Annotated in this window: 14 protein-coding genes and 1 riboswitch; of the genes, 9 read left to right on the top strand and 5 right to left on the bottom strand. The window is 46.6% G+C overall.

Annotated elements, in window-relative coordinates; genetic code table 11:
* Positions 1–37: 37 nt before the first annotated feature.
* Positions 38–529, bottom strand: a complete 492-nt coding sequence (locus OIM59_RS01815; protein ID WP_299174249.1) for a metallophosphoesterase — start codon at positions 527–529, stop codon at positions 38–40.
* A gap of 62 nt (positions 530–591) precedes the next feature.
* Here OIM59_RS01815 and OIM59_RS01820 point away from each other — a divergent pair, with 62 nt between their 5' ends.
* Positions 592–2,649 carry an RNA degradosome polyphosphate kinase gene (locus OIM59_RS01820; RefSeq protein ID WP_299174246.1) on the top strand — a complete coding sequence of 686 codons (2,058 nt, stop codon included), beginning with the start codon at positions 592–594 and terminating at the stop codon, positions 2,647–2,649.
* Here the strand turns inward: OIM59_RS01820 and OIM59_RS01825 are convergent.
* Complete coding sequence (locus OIM59_RS01825; RefSeq protein WP_299174243.1) at positions 2,646–4,106, bottom strand: potassium/proton antiporter; 1,461 nt, start codon at positions 4,104–4,106, stop codon at positions 2,646–2,648. The two genes, OIM59_RS01820 and OIM59_RS01825, sit on opposite strands and share 4 nt — an antisense overlap.
* A gap of 376 nt (positions 4,107–4,482) precedes the next feature.
* A riboswitch (cobalamin riboswitch) is annotated at positions 4,483–4,699 on the top strand.
* Between the two features lie 59 nt (positions 4,700–4,758).
* Between OIM59_RS01825 and OIM59_RS01830 the strand changes: the two genes are divergently transcribed.
* The 8 genes from OIM59_RS01830 to OIM59_RS01865 all read left to right on the top strand — a co-directional run bounded on the left by OIM59_RS01830 (position 4,759) and on the right by OIM59_RS01865 (position 13,379).
* Complete coding sequence (locus OIM59_RS01830) at positions 4,759–6,786, top strand: TonB-dependent siderophore receptor (protein WP_299174240.1); 2,028 nt, start codon at positions 4,759–4,761, stop codon at positions 6,784–6,786.
* Positions 6,787–6,803: 17 nt separating this feature from the next.
* Complete coding sequence (locus OIM59_RS01835; RefSeq protein ID WP_299174239.1) at positions 6,804–7,889, top strand: DUF5074 domain-containing protein; 1,086 nt, start codon at positions 6,804–6,806, stop codon at positions 7,887–7,889.
* A 5-nt stretch (positions 7,890–7,894) separates the two neighbouring features.
* Positions 7,895–9,031: an ABC transporter substrate-binding protein gene (locus OIM59_RS01840; protein WP_299174236.1), complete on the top strand. Its 1,137-nt coding sequence runs from the start codon at positions 7,895–7,897 to the stop codon at positions 9,029–9,031.
* Positions 9,028–10,068: an iron ABC transporter permease gene (locus OIM59_RS01845; RefSeq protein WP_299174233.1), complete on the top strand. Its 1,041-nt coding sequence runs from the start codon at positions 9,028–9,030 to the stop codon at positions 10,066–10,068. Before OIM59_RS01840 ends, OIM59_RS01845 begins: the two co-directional genes overlap by 4 nt.
* Positions 10,068–11,081: an ABC transporter ATP-binding protein gene (locus OIM59_RS01850; protein WP_299174230.1), complete on the top strand. Its 1,014-nt coding sequence runs from the start codon at positions 10,068–10,070 to the stop codon at positions 11,079–11,081. The genes OIM59_RS01845 and OIM59_RS01850 overlap by 1 nt, the downstream gene beginning before the upstream one ends.
* 69 nt (positions 11,082–11,150) lie before the next feature.
* Positions 11,151–11,558, top strand: a complete 408-nt coding sequence (locus OIM59_RS01855) for a hypothetical protein (RefSeq protein ID WP_299174227.1) — start codon at positions 11,151–11,153, stop codon at positions 11,556–11,558.
* Positions 11,545–12,843: a DUF3440 domain-containing protein gene (locus tag OIM59_RS01860; RefSeq protein WP_299174225.1), complete on the top strand. Its 1,299-nt coding sequence runs from the start codon at positions 11,545–11,547 to the stop codon at positions 12,841–12,843. The genes OIM59_RS01855 and OIM59_RS01860 overlap by 14 nt, the downstream gene beginning before the upstream one ends.
* The gene (locus OIM59_RS01865) at positions 12,834–13,379 is read left to right on the top strand and encodes a ParB/RepB/Spo0J family partition protein (RefSeq protein ID WP_299174222.1); all 546 of its coding nucleotides are present in this window, start codon (positions 12,834–12,836) and stop codon (positions 13,377–13,379) included. Before OIM59_RS01860 ends, OIM59_RS01865 begins: the two co-directional genes overlap by 10 nt.
* A gap of 3 nt (positions 13,380–13,382) precedes the next feature.
* Here OIM59_RS01865 and OIM59_RS01870 read toward each other — a convergent pair whose 3' ends face one another.
* From OIM59_RS01870 to OIM59_RS01880, 3 genes are read right to left on the bottom strand one after another with little or no spacing between them, the layout of a single operon-like run.
* Entirely contained in the window at positions 13,383–13,952 is a 570-nt protein-coding gene (locus tag OIM59_RS01870; RefSeq protein WP_299174219.1) for a chromate transporter, read from the bottom strand.
* Positions 13,953–13,974: 22 nt separating this feature from the next.
* Entirely contained in the window at positions 13,975–14,517 is a 543-nt protein-coding gene (locus tag OIM59_RS01875; RefSeq protein ID WP_299174216.1) for a chromate transporter, read from the bottom strand.
* 13 nt (positions 14,518–14,530) lie between these two features.
* Entirely contained in the window at positions 14,531–18,520 is a 3,990-nt protein-coding gene (locus OIM59_RS01880; RefSeq protein WP_299174214.1) for a response regulator, read from the bottom strand.
* Positions 18,521–18,620: the final 100 nt, after the last annotated feature.

Raw genomic sequence — 18,620 nt, forward strand, 5'->3', positions numbered from 1 at the left:
CGGAAAGATTTTTGAATGCGACAAGACTTTTCAAACTTTAATCATTCAGTTCAATAACCTCCAAATCGGAGAAATTACCGTCGGTTATGGAGAAGCGTACCAAGGTACGCACCTTATGGAAACCGTATTTCCCGGCGGCCCCCGGATTGATGTGCAGCAGGTGCAGGCGAGGGTCGTATTTCACCTTCAGGATATGGGAGTGCCCACTGATAAACAGCTGTGGGGGCTGCGTGGCGAGAATCTGCCGGACGGAAGGGTCATATTTTCCCGGATATCCTCCGATGTGTTTCATCAGTACGTCGGTTCCTTCCAGCTGGAAACGGTTGATTTCCGGAAAACGGAGGCGCATGTCCTGACCGTCGATATTTCCATATACGGCCCGCAGGGGGCGGAAGGCTGCCAACCGGTCGGCCACTTCCTGTGAGCCGATGTCTCCGGCATGCCATATCTCGTCGCAGGTGTCAAAATATTTCAGATAACGTTCGTCCCAATAGCCATGGGTATCGGACAGAAGTCCTATTCTTTTCATTTTTCTGTTGTTTTTCTCCGGCAAAGATAGTACATTTGAGCAAACCTTGAAGAATTCTATGTATGGAAAGCCACTATAAATATTTCAACCGCGACATCAGCTGGCTCGCGTTCAACTATCGTGTATTGCTGGAAGCTGACGATGACAGCCTCCCTTTGTATGAAAGAATCAATTTCATTTCGATTTATTCGTCCAATCTGGAAGAGTTTTACCAGGTGCGTGTGGCTGAACACAAGGCGGTAGCCTCCGGGGGAAAGAGTGAGGATATGACGGTAGAAGAGGCGCATGCCCTGATTCGGCGCATCACGGAGGTGGTGAACCGCCAGCTGGAGGACCGTGTGCGCATTTATGAGCAGAAGATACTTCCTGAACTGCGGAGGAACCATGTTGTCTTTTATCAGAGCAAGAGTGAGGTAGAGGACTTCCACAAGGAGTTTGTGCACCGTTTTTTCATGGAGGAAGTCTTCCCTTATCTTCAGCCGATGAAGATGGAACCGGAAAACGTACGCTTCTTTTTGCGCGACAAGCGGCTGTATCTGGCGGTGAAAGTCCGGAAGCTAGGAGCGGACAAGTCGGACTACTACCTCATCAAGATGCCGTATAGCAAAGTGCCCCGTTTTGTGGAATTGCCTTTTCATGACGGAAATTATTATCTGATGTTTCTGGAGGATATCATCAAGGCGAATTTGCAGGAAATGTTTGTAGGCTATGAGGTGGAGTGCAGCTATTGTTGCAAGATTTCGCGGGATGCTGATGTGTTTGTGGATGATGTGCCGGCAGAAAGCATGGTGGAGAAGCTGAAGGAGAAAGTGAAGAAACGGAAGATTGGGGCCATCTGTCGTTTTGTGTACGACCGGAAGATGCCGGAGGAGTTTCTGGATGCGCTGGTGGAAGCGCTGGGCATCAACCGGGAGGAACTCGTGCCGGGCGACAAGCATTTGAACCTGGAAAACCTGTCCTTCCTGCCGAACCCGAATCCGGATATTCCACAGATGGTCAAGCCGCAGCCGATGTGTTTGCCGGGGATGAACGAAAAGCATTTCATGTATCGGCGGATAGCCAAACGCGACATGCTGCTCTATTACCCATATCACAGTTTTGAGCATTTCATCCGTTTTCTGTATGAAGCCGTGCGTGACCCGTTCTGTCGGGAAATTATGATTACGCAGTATCGGGTGGCAGAACATTCGGAGGTAATCAATGCCTTGATTGCGGCGGCCCGGAACGGGAAGCATGTTACGGTGTTCGTGGAACTGAAGGCCCGTTTTGATGAAGAGAATAATCTGGCGACTGCAGAGCTGATGCGGAAGGCTGGGATTGACATCATTTTCAGTATTCCGGGGTTGAAAGTTCACGCGAAGGTGGCGTTGGTGCTTCGGGAGAACGACAAGGGGGAGCGTTTGCGAAGCTATGCGTATGTAAGTACAGGGAACTTCAACGAGAAGACCGCGAAAATTTATGCGGATATTGCCTTGTACACGTGCAACAAGCAGATTGTGGAAGACATGTACACCTTGTTCCGTGTGTTGAGAAAAGAGCTGAAGGAACCTCATTTCAAACGTCTGCTGATTGCCCGCTTTAACTTGTTGCCGGAACTTAAACAGTTGATTCAAGAAGAAATCAATTTAGTGCGTAAAGGAAAGCCTGGGCGAATCATCTTGAAGATGAACGCCCTGCAGGATACGGCCATGATTGACGAACTGTATCGGGCCAGTGAGGCGGGGGTACAGATTGACTTGATTGTTCGAGGAATTTGTTGTCTGGTGCCCGGAGAGGCGTTCAGTCGGAATATTCGGGTCACCCGCATCGTGGATACGTTTCTGGAGCATGCCCGTGTGTGGTATTTCGGCAACGGGGGCGACCCGAAAATATTTATCGGTTCACCCGACTGGATGCGTCGCAATTTGTATCGCCGCATCGAGGCGGTCACTCCCATTCTGGACGGAAAACTCCGTCAGGAACTGACCGACATGCTGAACCTCCAGTTGTCGGCCAACCGGAAGGCCTGCTGGGTGGACAATCATCTGCAGAATGTCTTCAAGCGGAAACCGGGGAATGACGACGTGCGGGCACAATATGACTTTTATGAATACTTGAAACGCAGGCTGGCTGAGGATTAATCAGCCGGCTTGTGTTTGTTTTCGGAAATGAGCAGCAGCTTGTCTCCCGGCTTCAGTTCCATTTGCCCGTTGGGGATGAGAAACTCACTGCCTCGTTTTACCAGCATCACCAGTGTGCCTTTCGGAATCTGCATATCGGCCAGCTTGTTTTGGGTGGCCAGCATTTCCGGTGTCAGGGTAAGGTCGTTCAGGCGGGTGTCGATTTCTTCTGGCAGTTCCACTCCAAATTCATTGCCTTCCTTGGGAGCCGGCAAGTCCAAGTGCAGCAGCTTGGCAGCCTTTGTGATGGTCATCCCCTGAATGACCAGTGACACGAGGGTGATGAAAAAGACAATGTTGAACAGCTGTTGGGAACCCTCGATTTCGGCCAGTACGGGGTAGGTGGCGAAAATGATGGGGGTAGCTCCTCTCAACCCGACCCATGAGACAAACAGCTTGCCTTTGGCGGTGATGTTCCGGAAAGGAAGCAGGCAGAGGAATACGCTGAGTGGACGTGCCACGATAATCATGAAGGCACCAATCAGCAAGGCTACTGCGGCCAGATCGAGCATTTCATGCGGGTTGACCAGCAATCCCAAGGTGAGGAACATGATAATCTGAAAGAGCCAGGTCAGTCCGCTCATGAAGGTGTTGATTTCTTTCCGGAAAGCCAGTTTGGTGTTTCCCAAAATCACGCCCATGATGTACACGGCCAGGTAGGCGTTTCCCTTCAGCTGGTCGGTAATGGTGAAGGTGATGAAGACCAGACTGAGCAGAAGGATGGAGTAGAGAGAGCTGTTCGATAGGTTGATGCGGTTGATGAGCCATACGCTGAAGCGTCCCATGGCATAGCCGATAACCCCTCCGAAAAAGAACTGTACCAGCAAATCTTTCGTGATGAGCAGAAAGTCGGGATGGCTTCCGCTGGAGATGACTTGTATCAGTACGATGGTCAGCATGTAGGCCATCGGGTCATTACTACCACTTTCCAGTTCCAGCATCGGGCGGAGATGCTGCTTCAGGTTCATCCGCTGCGAACGGAGCAGGTTGAACACAGACGCCGAGTCGGTAGACGACATGGTGGCAGCCAGCAGCAGAGACGTGAGCAAGGTCAGCTCGATGTTGGTCTGGTTCCAGTCGGAAATATAAAAGATGAACACACCGGTCAGCAAGGTGGTGAGCAGGACGCCGGCAGTCGACAGAACAATTCCCGGAGTGAGTACTGGCTTGATGTCGCCGTATTTCGTGTCCATACCTCCGGAAAAAAGGATGATGCTCAATGCCATCATACCAATAAACTGTGCATCCGAAGCACTGTTGAACTGCAATCCCAGTCCGTCGCTTCCGAAAAGCATTCCCACCACAAGAAAGAGTAAGAGGGTAGGGATTCCAAACCGGTATCCGGTCTTGCTGATAAGAATACTGGAAAAAATCAGGATTGACCCAATCATCAAAATATTTTCTGCCGTAAAAATCATAATGCCTTAAGTGATTAATAAAAGTAAAGGTTTGTGTAAATATTAATGTCCGAAGGTAAGAAAATGTTTTGTGGATAAGGGCTTTTCATGAAAATTTTTGTGGATTTTTTATTTTGGTTCGTCCGTATCATTTTTTTCAGGCATCCTTGTGTGAAAATGAAAATTACCGGATAATTTCTCTGTCCCACACTGTGGGATATAAAAACCACAGTGTGGGATATATATTTCACAGTGTGAAATACAAAAACCAAACAGTGGAACAGAGAATTTATGGAAGTGTTTTGAAGAATATGTGAGGGAGTTTCAAAGAATGTGTAAGGAAGAAAAGGATTGTACTATAATTTTGTAGAAATTTATTTTTGTTTTTCAAGAAAACCGTATATTTGCAATGTTTTGTTCCGTTTGGATTTCCGTTCGGCGAAATCACGGATGAAAAGGGAATCGGGTGAAAGTCCCGAACAGTCCCGCTGCTGTGAACTCCAGCGTTTCGACGTTTGTCTACCGACTACGAGGCCACTGTCTTTCAATGAAAGATGGGAAGGCAAGACAAACGGGAGTAAGTCAGAAGACCTGCAAAACGAAGTCATGCTTGCATTCTCGAGGAAAGGATGGCAAGAACGTGCGTAATGTAGAATTACAATTAAAAATTTAAATGAAAAGATGGAATGAACCGGCTTTCAGGGTCGGGTATCGCTTTTTTATACTCGTGTGCCTGTGTGTCCTTACAGGAGTGGGGAGTGTTTTTGCACAGCAGGCCGATTCGGACAGCATTACGGGAAAAGTGCATCAGATTCCGGATGTGACGGTGAGCGTGCGTAAGACTCCTCAGGCCGTGAAAGCTACTTCCCCCTTGCAGGTGATGGGAAAAATGGAAATGGAGCGTCTGGGGGTGCATGAAGTAGCCGATGCCGTGCGCCATTTTTCGGGAGTGACGGTAAAAGATTATGGAGGTATCGGAGGATTGAAAACGATTTCTGTCCGTAGCTTGGGAAGTCAGCATACGGGAGTGATTTATGATGGGGTAGCTGTCAGTGACTGTCAGTCAGGTCAGGTAGACATCTCTCGCTTTTCTTTGGATAACGTGTCCCAACTCACCATGACGATAGGACAGAGTGACGATATTTATCAGACTGCACGTGCTTTTGCTTCTGCGGGTGTGTTGAGCATTCAGACTGCCCGACCTGATTTCCAGGAAACATCGTATCATATCAATGCCAATTTGAAGGCCGGCTCTTTCGGTTTGGTAAATCCTTCCATATTATACAATCAGCGCCTGTCTGCTAAAACATCCCTGTCTGTATATGGCGATTTTTTGCGGGCAGACGGCAATTATCCCTTTAAAATGTGGAATGGGAACAGTCTGATTGACAGTAAGCGGAATAATAGTGACATACGGACTTACCGTGCGGAAGCTACCTTGTATACAAACCTGACTTCCAAACAAGATTTACAGGTAAAAGCTTATCTTTTTGATTCGGAGCGTGGATTGCCGGGAGGTGTGGTTTATGACAATCCCTATGCGGCAGAACGACTTTTTGACAAAAACTATTTCGGGCAATTCCGATATGAGAACCGTTTTTCCGACCGTCTTAAACTTCAGGCTTCGGGTAAGTTCAATTATAGCTGGAACCGGGATTACAATGATGAGGCCTCAGGTATCACCGATGACCGTTATAGACAGACGGAGACCTATTTGTCTGCCACTTTGTGGGGAGACTTGGGAAAAGGATTCTCTTTGTCGTTGGCACAAGATTTTGTGTATAACTATTTGCATACGAATCTGGAAAAGTGCCAGTTTCCGCAGCGTTATACGTTGTTGACGGTCCTGGCTGCCCAATATCAACGTGCTTCTTTTACGGCTACTGCTTCTTTATTGAATACCTATATTACGGAAAATGTGCGTATTGGAACGGCGGCTGCAGACCGTAAGCGTCTTTCTCCTGCGTTTAGTGTGTCATGGAAGCCTTTTGAGGAAACCGGATTGCGATTTCGGGCATCTTATAAGGATATTTTCCGTACCCCGACGTTCAATGATTTATATTACTTGGTAATAGGAAATAGTAGTTTGCGCCCGGAAACAACCAAGCAGGGAAATATCGGAGTGACTTGGAGCGGATCGAGATTGGGCTTTCTTGACTTTCTTAGTGTGTCGGCCGATACTTATTATAATAAAGTAAAAGATAAGATTGTGGCTGTTCCCACCATGTTTGTTTGGAAAATGACGAATGTAGGGAAAGTGGAAACGATAGGTCTGGATGTGAATCTGTCGGCTGAAGCTCGTGTGACAGAGTGGTTGAAGTGCTATTTGACCGCAAACTACAGCTTTATGCAGGCCGAAGATGTGACTGACCCGGATTCCAAGACCTGGAGGAATCAGATTGTGTATACACCCCGCCACTCCGGTGGTGGGAATTTTACCCTTGAATTGCCTTGGATAAATTTGTCCTATAATCTGACTTATGCATCAGAGCGGTATACGTTAGCACAGAACCTGCCCAGTTATCGTATTAAACCTTATTCTGATCATGGGATATCTTTGTCCCATAAATTCTCCTGGAAACGGCATCAGTTACGTATCCAACTGGATGCGTTGAACCTTTCCAACAAAAATTATGAGGTAATACGCTTTTATCCTATGCCTGGCAGGAATTATAAGATTTCTATCAACTATTATTTATAAACTAAAAACGAGAACGAATGAAAAAAAATTGGCTTTATTTGGCCTTAATGGCAATTCCTTTGGTCAGTGGTTTGACCGCATGTGATAATGAGAATGATCCTGTTCCAACCACAGACCCGGAACCTACTACTACGTATGGAGCTTATATTGTAAATACAGGAAACTGGGGTGCTAATGATGGTTCTATCCAGTGGTTTGACATGGCGACCCAGACGGTAAGTGGTGATTTGTATCAAGCACAGAATGGAAAGGGCATAGGAGATTTACAGGATTTGTGTGTGTATGGTTCGAAAATGTATGCCATAGGGAGCACTTCTTCTAAAATTGAAATTTTAGATTTAAAAGGGAAATTGATAAAAAGCATTCCTTTGAATAATGATGAAAATCAGCCGATTCAACCACGTTATGCTGTCGGGGCGGAAGGTTGTGTGTTCTTTTCAGCTTATGATGGGACGGTTTCTAAATTAGATACTCTTTCACAAGAGGTTACTGGAAGTTTGGAAGTGGGAGCATACCCAGAAGCTTTGACCTATGTGGATGGCAAACTTTATGTGAACATATCTGGATATGGTTCGGGAGATAAGGTGGCTGTCGTGGATGTAAAATCATGGACAAAGCAGTCGGATATCACAGTGAAATTAAATCCTTATACTGTTTGTTTTGATGGGAAAGACGGATACGTATATGTGGTGTCTAATGGTAATTATGCAGGTGCAGAGGGCTTACCTGAAGATCAATGGATTTACCAAACTCTTCAACGGATTGACGTGCAGACCAATCAAGTGGAAGAGGTATGTAATGCCACGTATGCCGCAAAGAAGGGAGATAACATTTACGTGTTATATGCAGAATATTATCTGCCTGAAAGAAATTCTTGCTTTGTATATAATGTAGAGACGAAGGAGAAAAAAGAGTTTATTGATATAAATGATATTCCATATCCGGGAGGGATTGCGGTAGATCCGGTTTCGGAAGATGTATATATTATCAGTCAGCCTTATAGCTCTCTGAATGATATATATGTTTACTCTAAAGACGGACAATTCAAGAAAAAGTTTGAAACAGGAAATTCTACCACAAACATCCGTTTCTTAGCTGACTGATTTTTATGAAACAAATTTTACTATCTGCCCATATAGTAATCATGGTCTTGCTTCTCTCTGCCTGTGGCGGAGGAGGCAAGGCTTCTTCTGTTCGAGAAGGAGGGGATACGCTGAGGATGAAGTATGCCACCAACTTGTCGGTGGTGAAGTTTCCGGATTATACAATGGTTTCTATCCGTAATCCATGGGATACGCTGAAAACACTGCATACCTACCTGCTGACGGACAAGACGCGGCCGGTGCCGGAAAACTTGCCGGAGGGCACCGTCGTGCGTGTGCCTTTGGAACGGGCGGTGGTGTATTCGGTGGTACATGGAAGTGTGCTGAAAGAGCTGGGCTGCGTAGAAAGCATCAAGGGGGTTTGCAACCTGGAATATTTCAAAATGCCGGAAGTACAGGAAGGCTGTCGGAAAGGGACGGTGGTGGACTGTGGAAACGGTATGAATCCGGACATCGAGAAAATCATTGATTTGCATCCGGATGCCATCCTGCTTTCTCCGTTTGAGAACAGTGGCGGTTATGGACGGGTAGGCAAACTGGGCGTACCCGTGATAGAATGTGCGGACTATATGGAGACTTCTCCATTGGGCCGTGCCGAATGGCTGCGCTTCTATGGCTTGCTGGTGGGGCAGTCGCAGAAAGGTGATTCTCTTTTTGCACAGATAGAAAAGGAGTACTTGACGGTGAAAGCTTTGGCTGCCAAGGCAACCTCTCATCCTACGGTATTGAGTGACTTGAAATACGGTTCAGCCTGGTATATCGCCGGCGGGCAGAGTACGACGGGACGTTTGTATGCGGATGCGGGAGCAGAGTATGTCTTTGCTGCATTGCCGAACAGTGGTTCGGTGCCCATGGCTTTTGAAACGGTGTTCGACAAAGGAGAAAATGCGGATTTCTGGCTGATAAAGTACAATCAGCCGCACGACAAAACTTATCGGGAATTGCAGAAAGACTATTCGTTGTATGCCCGTTTCAAGGCATTTCATGAACGTCGGGTTTACGGATGCAACACTTATCGGATTCCGTTCTACGAAGAATCGCCCTTTCATCCCGAGGTCTTGTTGAAAGATATGGTAAAAATCTTCCATCCGGAATTGCTGGAGGGGTATGAACCGAAATATTTTAGTAAATTAGCAGAATGATATTTGCAGGCAGAAAGAATTACATGGTGTTTGTCGGCTTGGTTTTCCTGATTGTACTTCTGGTAGCGGCCAATCTGTTTCTTGGTTCGGTGGATATACCGGCACGGGAAGTGGTGCGTATTCTGGGAGGGGAAGAGGCGGCAAAAGCCAGTTGGACCTATATTGTGTGGGAATCACGTTTTCCGCAGTGTGTGACGGCCTTGCTCTGTGGGGCGGCGCTCTCGGCCTCCGGGCTGATGTTGCAGACGGTGTTCAGCAACCCGTTGGCCGATTCCTCTATCCTGGGAATCAGTTCAGGCGCCAGTCTGGGAGTGGCGTTGGTGATGCTGGCTGGAGGAGGTACCATTGCGACGGGCGTGTTTACGCTTTCCGGATTTTTCTCGGTCATCTTGGGAGCCTTTTTAGGAGCTGTGGCCGTGCTGGCCCTGATTCTTTTTCTGTCTTCTCTGATAAGAAGTAATGTAATGCTGCTCATTGCCGGTATCATGATTGGTTATATTGCCTCGTCTCTGATTTCGCTGCTGAATTTCTTTGCTACGGCAGAAGGGGTACAATCGTATATGGTGTGGGGGATGGGAAATTTCGGCGGTGTTTCTTTGGAACAGCTCCCTGCTTTTTCGCTGCTGACTTTGGCCGGACTGGTGGTGGCGGTTCTGTTGATCAAGCCGTTGAATGCCTTGCTTTTGGGTCCGCGTTATGCCGAGAATCTGGGAGTGAATATCCGGCGGGTACGCAATTACCTGCTGCTGGCCACAGGGGTGCTGACTGCGGTAACTACTTCTTTCTGTGGTCCGGTTTCTTTTATCGGGCTGGCCGTTCCTCATCTGGCACGTCTGATGCTGGGAACTTCCAACCATAATTCTTTAATGCCGGTCACCTTGCTTTCCGGTGGGGCTTTGGCCTTGTTGTGCAACCTGATTTGTGTGCTTCCGGGAGCATCGGGAGTGATTCCTTTGAATGCGGTCACACCTATTCTGGGAGCGCCAGTGATTATTTATGTGATTATTAACCAACGTCGGATTCAATATTTTAACTGATGAGGCAAACGGAAATCGTAATAGAGGGAAAAGACTTGACCATCGGCTATCAGGTGGGAAAGAAGCGGACGGAGGTACATATCGGGTTGAACTTCCAGCTTTTCCGGGGAGAACTGACCTGTCTGTTAGGAGCCAACGGGGCTGGAAAATCAACTTTGCTCCGTACATTGGCTGCTGCCCAGCCTTTCTTGTCGGGTGGCTTGGAGTTATTGGGACGTGATTTGTCGGCGTATTCCGAACGGGAGCTGTCGAGAACCATCGGAGTGGTATTGACCGACCGCACACAGGCCGGAGGGCTTACAGTTTATGAACTGGTGGCTTTGGGGCGTCAGCCTTATACGGGATTTTTCGGACGGTTGGATAAAAAGGACAAACAGTTGGTGGAGCACGCGCTTCAGGCGGTGGAGATTGCTCATAAGGCCCGGTGTTACATGGCGGAGCTTTCGGATGGAGAACGGCAGAAAGTGATGATAGCCAAAGCGCTGGTACAGGAATGTCCGTTGATTCTGTTGGATGAGCCGACGGCCTTTCTGGATGTGGTGAGCCGGATTGAAATCATGAATCTCCTGCATCGGCTGGCTGTGGAAGAGAACAGAGCTATTCTTTTGTCCACGCACGACATTGAGCAGGCCCTTGTGCTGGCCGACCGTCTGTGGCTTCTTTCCTCAGCGGAAGGATTGGAGTGTGGAGTGACAGAAGACCTGATATTGGGCAATAGAATGGATACTTTGTTCCGTGACCGTCCGCACATCAAATTTGATTTGATGCATGGAGGTTTTTCTCCGGAAGTGTCGGGGGAGAAATTTATTGTATTGAGGGCGGCAGACGAAATATTGCGTCATTGGGCGCAGAATGCATTGAACCGGCATCATTATTTCTGTCTGGAGGCATCTCCTGGAAGAGAAGGACTTCCGCTGTTGGAAGTCATTGCCCCCAATCGGCTATCTTATACGGGAGGTAACGGACAAACTGTTTGTTATACTTCCTTTAAGTGTTTGTTGGAAAATATATAATTATTTGAGAAATAGTTTTTTAAAAGAATTTTCTATTTTTGTTGGCGCGAATTCTAAGAGTGGGTATCTATGTGGAATGTAATAAAAATGGCAGGCACATCCCAAGAGTTGTATAAATGTGTGGCTCCTTTGGTGATGAATCCGGAAATCCTTAAATATAATCATAACTATCCATTTAAGACCAGTGAGTCATTTATTTGGTTTGTCGCTTTTCAGCAAAAAAAAGTGTTGGGCTTTTTCCCTGTAGAAGTACGCAAAAAAGCAATTGTCATCAACAATTATTATGTGGAGAATGATGATGAGTCGGTATTTGCAGGTTTGCTGAAGGCTGTGACAGATGAATTTCAAGATACGGATAAGCCGCTGGAGGCCGTGGTGCAGAAAATCCATGAATCGTTTTTCTCGGTTCAGAATTTTGAAATAGAACGTATGTGGAGTGCATATCTTAAAATGAGAAGGAAGGATGAAAAAGACTGAAAACGGAAAGAATGTGTATGAGTTGACTCAGGAACGCTTGTCTGTTTTGTTTAAGGAATTTGATAATGTCTATGTGTCATTTTCTGGAGGGAAAGACAGTGGGGTGCTGCTTCATCTGTGTATAGACTATATCCGTAGAAATAAGCTGAACATCAAGCTTGGAGTGTTTTTTATGGATTATGAAGTGCAGTATGATCACACGATTGAGTTTGTCAACCGGATGTTGGAGCAGCATAAGGATATACTTGAAGTGTATCGGATTTGTGTGCCTTTTAAGGTAAGAACTTGTACGTCCATGTATCAGCATTACTGGCGCCCGTGGGATGAAAAGTTGCGGGATATCTGGGTCCGTGAGATGCCGGAAGGGGTGATGAAGGCCAGTGATTTTCCTTTTTTCCATACAAGTATGTGGGACTATGAATTTCAGTTACGCTTTGCCGCATGGTTGCATGAAAAGAAAAAGGCAGTGCGTACGGCTTGCCTGGTAGGTATCCGTACACAAGAAAGTTACAATCGTTGGCGTACGATTTATGGAGGGTTGAAGCAGCAGCTTTATCATAAATACCAATGGAGTTCAAAGATTGCGAATGATGTATATAATCTTTATCCCATTTATGATTGGAAGACCACGGACGTCTGGACGGCCAATGGAAAGTTTGGGTGGGATTATAACCGTTTATACGATTTGTATTATTACGCAGGCGTCAGTCTGGAGCGGCAACGTGTGGCCAGTCCGTTTATCAGTGAAGCCATTGAGAGCCTGCGTTTGTATAAGGCTATTGAACCAGACACTTGGGGCAAGATGATCGGACGTGTGAATGGGGTTAATTTTTCGGGGTTGTATGGCGGAACACGGGCCATGGGACATGGCGGAATCAAATTGCCGGAAGGACATACGTGGAAGTCGTTTATGGAATTCCTGCTTTCCACGCTTCCGGAAGAGACCCGAAGAGGATATCTGAGTAAGTTGCATACAAGCATTAAATTCTGGAGAACCAAGGGTGGATGCTTGAGCGATGAAACCATTGCCAAGCTGGAGGAAATGAAGATACCGATTACGGTAAGGAATAAGAGTAATTATAAAACTACCAAACATCCGGTGATGATGGAATACCTTGATGACATCGACATTGCAGAGTTTCGTGAGATTCCTACTTACAAACGGATGTGTCTGTGTATTCTCCGCAATGATTATGCGTGCAAGTATATGGGATTTGCCGTGAGCAAGGAAGAAAAGAAAATGAAAGATTATATTTTGCAACAATATAAAAAGATATGGACTTAAAAGAAGAGAAGAGCCCGGTGTACAATGTGATAGCTGTACCGGTAGAGAAGGTGTATGCCAATGATTATAATCCGAACGTGGTGGCACCTCCAGAGATGAAATTGCTTGAATTGTCTATTTGGGAGGACGGGTTCACCATGCCTTGCGTATGCTATTATGACAAGGAGAATGATAAATACATCATTGTGGACGGTTTCCACCGTTATCAGGTGTTGAAAACCTCCAAGCGTATTTACGAACGAGAAAAAGGGATGTTACCAGTCGTAGTAATCAATAAGGACTTGTCTAACCGGATAGGTTCTACCATTCGTCATAATCGTGCAAGAGGTACTCATGATATTGGATTGATGACACACATTGTGGCCGAACTGACACAGGCCGGCATGTCGGATAAATGGATAATGAAGAACATCGGCATGGACCGGGATGAGCTGCTCCGGTTGAAACAGATTTCCGGACTGGCTTCTTTGTTTGCCGACCATGATTTTTCCATCCCCACTCCCCAGTCTATCTTGCCGGAGAATGAGGAGGATTAAGTGCTAATACAGGAAATAACCCAGTACACCGCTGCAGACAATCAGCAGAATCGGGTTAATCTTATATCGGTGTGAAGCGACGAAGGCTGCAAGGAAGAGCAGGATACTTACCACAATCTGGTAGGTATCTGTTCCGAAATTCTCCCCGTTCATCAGTACCAGTGCGGCGGCGGCCAGCAGTCCGACCACTCCCGGACGGAGTCCTCTGAACACATTCTCTACTGCCGGATGTCTCTGGTATTTCAGAAAGAAACGGCTGATGAAGACCATTAGGATAAAGGAAGGGAGTACCACGGAAAGGGTAGCTATGGTCGATCCGAGGATGCCGATGCTGTGTGAGTAACCGGCATTGACCATGGCGGTATAACCCACGTAGGTAGCCGAATTGATACCGATAGGCCCGGGAGTCATCTGGCTGATGGCAATAATATCGGTGAAGTCGGAAGAACTGAGCCATCCGTAGCGTGTCACTACCTCTCCTTGTATCATCGAAATCATGGCGTAGCCGCCTCCAAACCCGAATAAGCCTATCTTGAAAAAAGTATAGAATAGTTTCAGTAATAATAAAGCCATATTGTTTTACTCCTATGTGTTGTTAATTATATTTCTTTTGGTAGCGTCCATAAAGGTATCCTCCCAGTCCGCTGAGAATAATGACGTAGATGGGGGAGAAGCCGATAAGCCATATCAGCAGTGCGGAAACCACCGGAATCCAGATGTTGTATCGGTTGATACGGGCCGATTTGGCCATCTTGAAAGTCGGGGCAGCAATCAGGGCCACCACGGCCGGACGGATTCCCTTGAATACACGTTCCACTGCTTCCACATGCTGGAATTGCCGGAAGAAAAGGGCAATGGCCAGGATGATGAGAAAGGAAGGAAGAATGGTACCCAGTGCCATCCAGAAGGCTCCCCAGAACCCTTTTAGTTTATAGCCGATGAAGATGGCTATATTGACGGCAAAGATGCCCGGTACCGTTTGTGCCAGAGCCATTAGGTCCAAAAAGTCTTCTTTGCTGATCCATTTCCGTTTGTCCACCAAGTCGGCTTCAATCAGTGGGACCATGGCATAGCCCCCGCCGATGGTGAAGACACCGATACGGAAAAAGATGAGAAACGATCGGAAATAAAAATTCATATTATCTGTTTTTTTAGTTTTTCTTCATGTATATGCTGGGCGGCACTCCGTAAAATTTCTTGAAGGTATCGGTGAAATATTTCGGATCGGCAAAGCCCATCTTGTCGGAAACTTCTGCTACGGTATAGCGCTGGCTTTTCAGCATCAGTGCTGCTTCCTGCATCCGGATGTTCCGGATAAATTCTGCCGGAGCGATGCCTGTCAGTGCCTTGATTTTATTGTAGAAGCTGGTACGGCTCATGTTGACAGAGGCGCACAGCGTATCTACATTGAAGTTTTTGCCCAACCCTTCCTTAACCAGCTCGGTTACCTTCTGAATGAACTCGTCGTCCAGGGTGGTGGGAAGTTCGATGGGAGTATCGGCTTCTTCCGGCAGCGCGGTGACGGCCGAGCGGAAGCGGCTGCGGAGCATTTTCCGGTTTTCAAGCAGCGTATGGATGGTGGCTTTCAGAATATGTACGTCGAAAGGTTTCACCAGATACTGGTCGGCTTTGATTTCCAGTCCTTCCAGAATGTGCTCCTTGTCTCCCAATGCGGTGAGCAGAATGATAGGAATGTGGCTGGTTTCCATGTTTCCTTTCAGCCGCTGGCACATTTCCCTTCCGTCCATGACCGGCATCATAATGTCTGAAAGAATCAGGTCGGGTTGTCTTTCCTGTACAAATTCGATGGCCTCCTTTCCGTTTTCCACCCCTTCTGTCTGATAAGTGTCCGACAGGCTTTGCTGGATAAAAGAGCGTAGAGGGGCATTGTCTTCCACCACCAGAATCAATGGTCTGTATTCGTCGGTCTGAGTGGGAGACACCTCGAACTGGGAGATTACTCCGCTTCCTGCGGCTTGAGAAGGCATGACGGAAAGGCTTTGTTTTTCCGTGTCAGGGCGTATTTTCTTGTACTGATAATTTTTACTCCGAATCGGGAAGCTCAGCTGGAAACTGGTGCCTACATTCTCTGTGCTGTTGAAGGTGATTTTTCCTTCGTGGTTCTCAATCAGGCGGTAAGTCAGCAGCATGCCGATGCCACAACCGGTATTGGTCTGGTTGGTCGCATTATGTCCTCGGAACAGGTACTTGAACAGCTTTTTCTGTTCTTCCTTGTTCATGCCGATGCCGGTGTCCGAGATGGTCAGCATCCACGTGTTTTTGTTGGCATCCGCCTTCATGGACACTTTGCCTCCCTGAGGAGTGTATTTCAGGGCATTCGATAACAGGTTGCGCAGGATGGAGTCCATTTTGCTGACGTCAATCCAAACCTGTAGTGTAGGGAATGTGCTTTCGTAGGATAGCTGGATGTCTTTTTGCTGGGCAAAACTTTCAAACTGGTGTAAGTACGTGCTCAAGTAGTGGTTCAGTTCATGCTCCGTGACAATGGTCTGTGAGGAATACAACTCTTCCTTTTGGAAATTAATCAGGTTATTGGCCAGTTCTGCCAGATTTTCCGTACTTTCCATGGCCAGTCTGATGTTTTTCTGTCCGTTTTCGCTCAGTTTTTCTTTTTCCATGATTTCACCCAGAGGTGCCTTGATCATGGTCAGCGGGGTACGGATATCATGGGCGGCATGGGTGAAGAAATTGATCTTCTCTTCCGATGTCTTTCGTTCCCGTTTGATAATCTGGTAGCGTAGAAAAGTATAAGCGGCTCCGATAATCAGCAGGGCATAGAACAGGAAAGCCCAGAACGTCAGCCAGAACGGGCGTTCTACCAGGATTTCAATCTCTCTTTCTTCCAGTACCTGCTGGTTGTCGAGCAGGATGGAACGTACTTTCAGGGTATAGTTTCCCGGTGAAAGGTTGGTATAGCGTATGGTGCCATTGCTGGTAGGAGGAGTCCATTGGTCATAGAATCCTTCCAGTTTCCAGCTGTATAAGATACTCGACGGATTGTCGAAATTGATGGAAGACACCTCCATGGAGAACGTGTTCTGGTTGTATTTCAGCTGGATAAAGTTGGTTTCATCCAATATTTTTGCCAGAGGGGAGTTAGGGTCCATCGGATGCACCGGATGGTACATGATTTGCAGATTGGAGAACACCATGTGGCTGGAGAAACTTGAGGGTAACTCCAAGCTGTCGGACAAGATAATCACCCCCTCGTTGCTGCCGAAGATAAGATGGCCGTCGCGTGTATGCAGGCCAGCTGTCGAATTGAAATTGGCAGCTTGAAGTCCTTGTTCCCGGGTCCAGTTGGTAAACGTATGGTCTTTGCGGTTATAGAAAGACAGGCCATTTTCCGTTCCTAGGAACAGGTTTTCATTTCTGTCGGGCACGATGCTGTAGATGTTGTTGGTTTGCAGGCCACTGTTGTTGGCCCGGCAGTGAGTAATTTCCTGGGTCTGATTGTCAACAATGAACAGTCCGTTTCCGTATGTGCCGACATACGTTTTTTGCAAGTCGGAAGTGCTGTATATGGCGTTCACACAACCGATTTCTTCTTTTTCCTGATAAGGCAGGAGTTGTTTCTTTTTCTTGTCGAATACATACAGTCCGTGGATGGTACCTACCCATAATGAATTTGCATCTCTTTCCAGCAGGAAAGTGATAGGATAGGATGAATTGTACTCCTGCTTTTCGAAAGTCCTGGTGTCGAATCCTTTCAGACTGTAGAATCCTCCGCTCCAGATGACCCCTTCCTTGTCTACGATGATTCCACGAATGTATTTGTCGGGTGTTTCTCTTATTGGTGACTTTCCTTGCTGGTGGAAAGTGACTTTTCCCGTATTTTTTTCAATACGGAAAATCCCCGACATATAGCCTCCGGCCAAGATGATTCCCGGCTTGATTTCGCAAACCGACAAGAAAATATGATTTTCATAGTTCGGAAGCTCTTCAGTGGTACAGTAGTTTTTCCATTTCTTTTCGCGGGAATTAAAACAGCTTACCCCGTTACTGGTGGCATACCAGATATCTCCGTCCGAGTCCTCCATGATTCCATTGATGCAGTCGTTCGGCAGCGTGTTGGGATTGTTGGGGGCATGTTTATACCACTGGTATTGAGGATACCTTTCCGAGTAGATGGTAATACCAATCGGATAAATCACATTCCATATCCGGTTGGTACGGTCCATGTATATATCCTTGATGATGCTTCCGTTCATTTTGTTCAAACTTTCATTGTCTTCCTCCAGAAAATGCGAGAGCTGTTTTTGGGTGACATTGAGTTTGTAGACACCGTCTCCGTCGGTGGCGATGAACACCTCTTCCGAATTTTTCCGGTTGGGGATAATGGTATTTACACCGATGTCTTTCAGGTGGTCTCCCAAATCCGTCAGTTCGCCGGTGGTAGGCGTGTAAATAAAAAGTTTGTCGAGCAAGGCATTGATGATAAGTTTCCTTGTCGGCTTGTGATAGTATATGTAGTCAATGATATGAATCGGGGATATATTTACTTTTTGGATGTTTTCCAGCTGTCCATTCTGAAAGGTAACAGAATAGAGATGCTGTTCGTTGGATATGAAGTATTTGTTTCCGTGAGCTTGCGTGATACAAGTCACTTTTCCCGGAATCTTCTGACTTATTTTGTATGTTTTTTTATTCTGTCCGTTATAGATGTACTGGTGGCCTTCCGTACAGAACCAGATATTTTTTTCATCATCCATGTAGGTGCAGGTTATCGGAACATTCTGTGTCTCAGGAAATCGTGCGTGGAGGTCGAATATCAGTTGGAAAGAATCCTGTGCTTCGTCCAGGGTGAAAACCAGCCCGTCTTTCCCGATCTCCCACACTCTTTGTTCTTTGTCTGTTTTGAGCGTGTTCAAGTTCGGGAAGCAGCTGACGACCACTCCGTTTTTAATTAATGGATAGTGAGTAAATTGTTTGCCGTTGTAGCGGTCTATTCCTTTATGCGTAAGAATCCAGATATAATCGTGCTCTCCTTGCTGAAGCGAGAGGACTCGCCGACTGCTGAGTCCATCCTCTATACCGATGTATTGGAAAATTTGCGCGTTCATCTGCGCGAAAGTGACCGATAACAACAGGCAGATGATATATACATATTTGTGCATCATATTTTTCTTGTGTGTTCGCAAATTTCGCAAAAAACAATTTCTTATCAAAATTATACAGAGGCTTTCATCAAGGCAAAATAAAAAAGGCATGGCTGAACAA

This window comes from Bacteroides mediterraneensis (assembly GCF_025993685.1).
Lineage (GTDB): Bacteria > Bacteroidota > Bacteroidia > Bacteroidales > Bacteroidaceae > Phocaeicola > Phocaeicola mediterraneensis_A.

Coding starts and splice junctions, on each gene's coding strand:
- OIM59_RS01815 (WP_299174249.1), bottom strand. CDS start 529: ATGAAAAGAATAGGACTTCTGTCCGATACCCATGGCTATTGGGACGAA.
- OIM59_RS01820 (WP_299174246.1), top strand. CDS start 592: ATGGAAAGCCACTATAAATATTTCAACCGCGACATCAGCTGGCTCGCG.
- OIM59_RS01825 (WP_299174243.1), bottom strand. CDS start 4,106: ATGATTTTTACGGCAGAAAATATTTTGATGATTGGGTCAATCCTGATT.
- OIM59_RS01830 (WP_299174240.1), top strand. CDS start 4,759: ATGAAAAGATGGAATGAACCGGCTTTCAGGGTCGGGTATCGCTTTTTT.
- OIM59_RS01835 (WP_299174239.1), top strand. CDS start 6,804: ATGAAAAAAAATTGGCTTTATTTGGCCTTAATGGCAATTCCTTTGGTC.
- OIM59_RS01840 (WP_299174236.1), top strand. CDS start 7,895: ATGAAACAAATTTTACTATCTGCCCATATAGTAATCATGGTCTTGCTT.
- OIM59_RS01845 (WP_299174233.1), top strand. CDS start 9,028: ATGATATTTGCAGGCAGAAAGAATTACATGGTGTTTGTCGGCTTGGTT.
- OIM59_RS01850 (WP_299174230.1), top strand. CDS start 10,068: ATGAGGCAAACGGAAATCGTAATAGAGGGAAAAGACTTGACCATCGGC.
- OIM59_RS01855 (WP_299174227.1), top strand. CDS start 11,151: ATGTGGAATGTAATAAAAATGGCAGGCACATCCCAAGAGTTGTATAAA.
- OIM59_RS01860 (WP_299174225.1), top strand. CDS start 11,545: ATGAAAAAGACTGAAAACGGAAAGAATGTGTATGAGTTGACTCAGGAA.
- OIM59_RS01865 (WP_299174222.1), top strand. CDS start 12,834: ATGGACTTAAAAGAAGAGAAGAGCCCGGTGTACAATGTGATAGCTGTA.
- OIM59_RS01870 (WP_299174219.1), bottom strand. CDS start 13,952: ATGGCTTTATTATTACTGAAACTATTCTATACTTTTTTCAAGATAGGC.
- OIM59_RS01875 (WP_299174216.1), bottom strand. CDS start 14,517: ATGAATTTTTATTTCCGATCGTTTCTCATCTTTTTCCGTATCGGTGTC.
- OIM59_RS01880 (WP_299174214.1), bottom strand. CDS start 18,520: ATGATGCACAAATATGTATATATCATCTGCCTGTTGTTATCGGTCACT.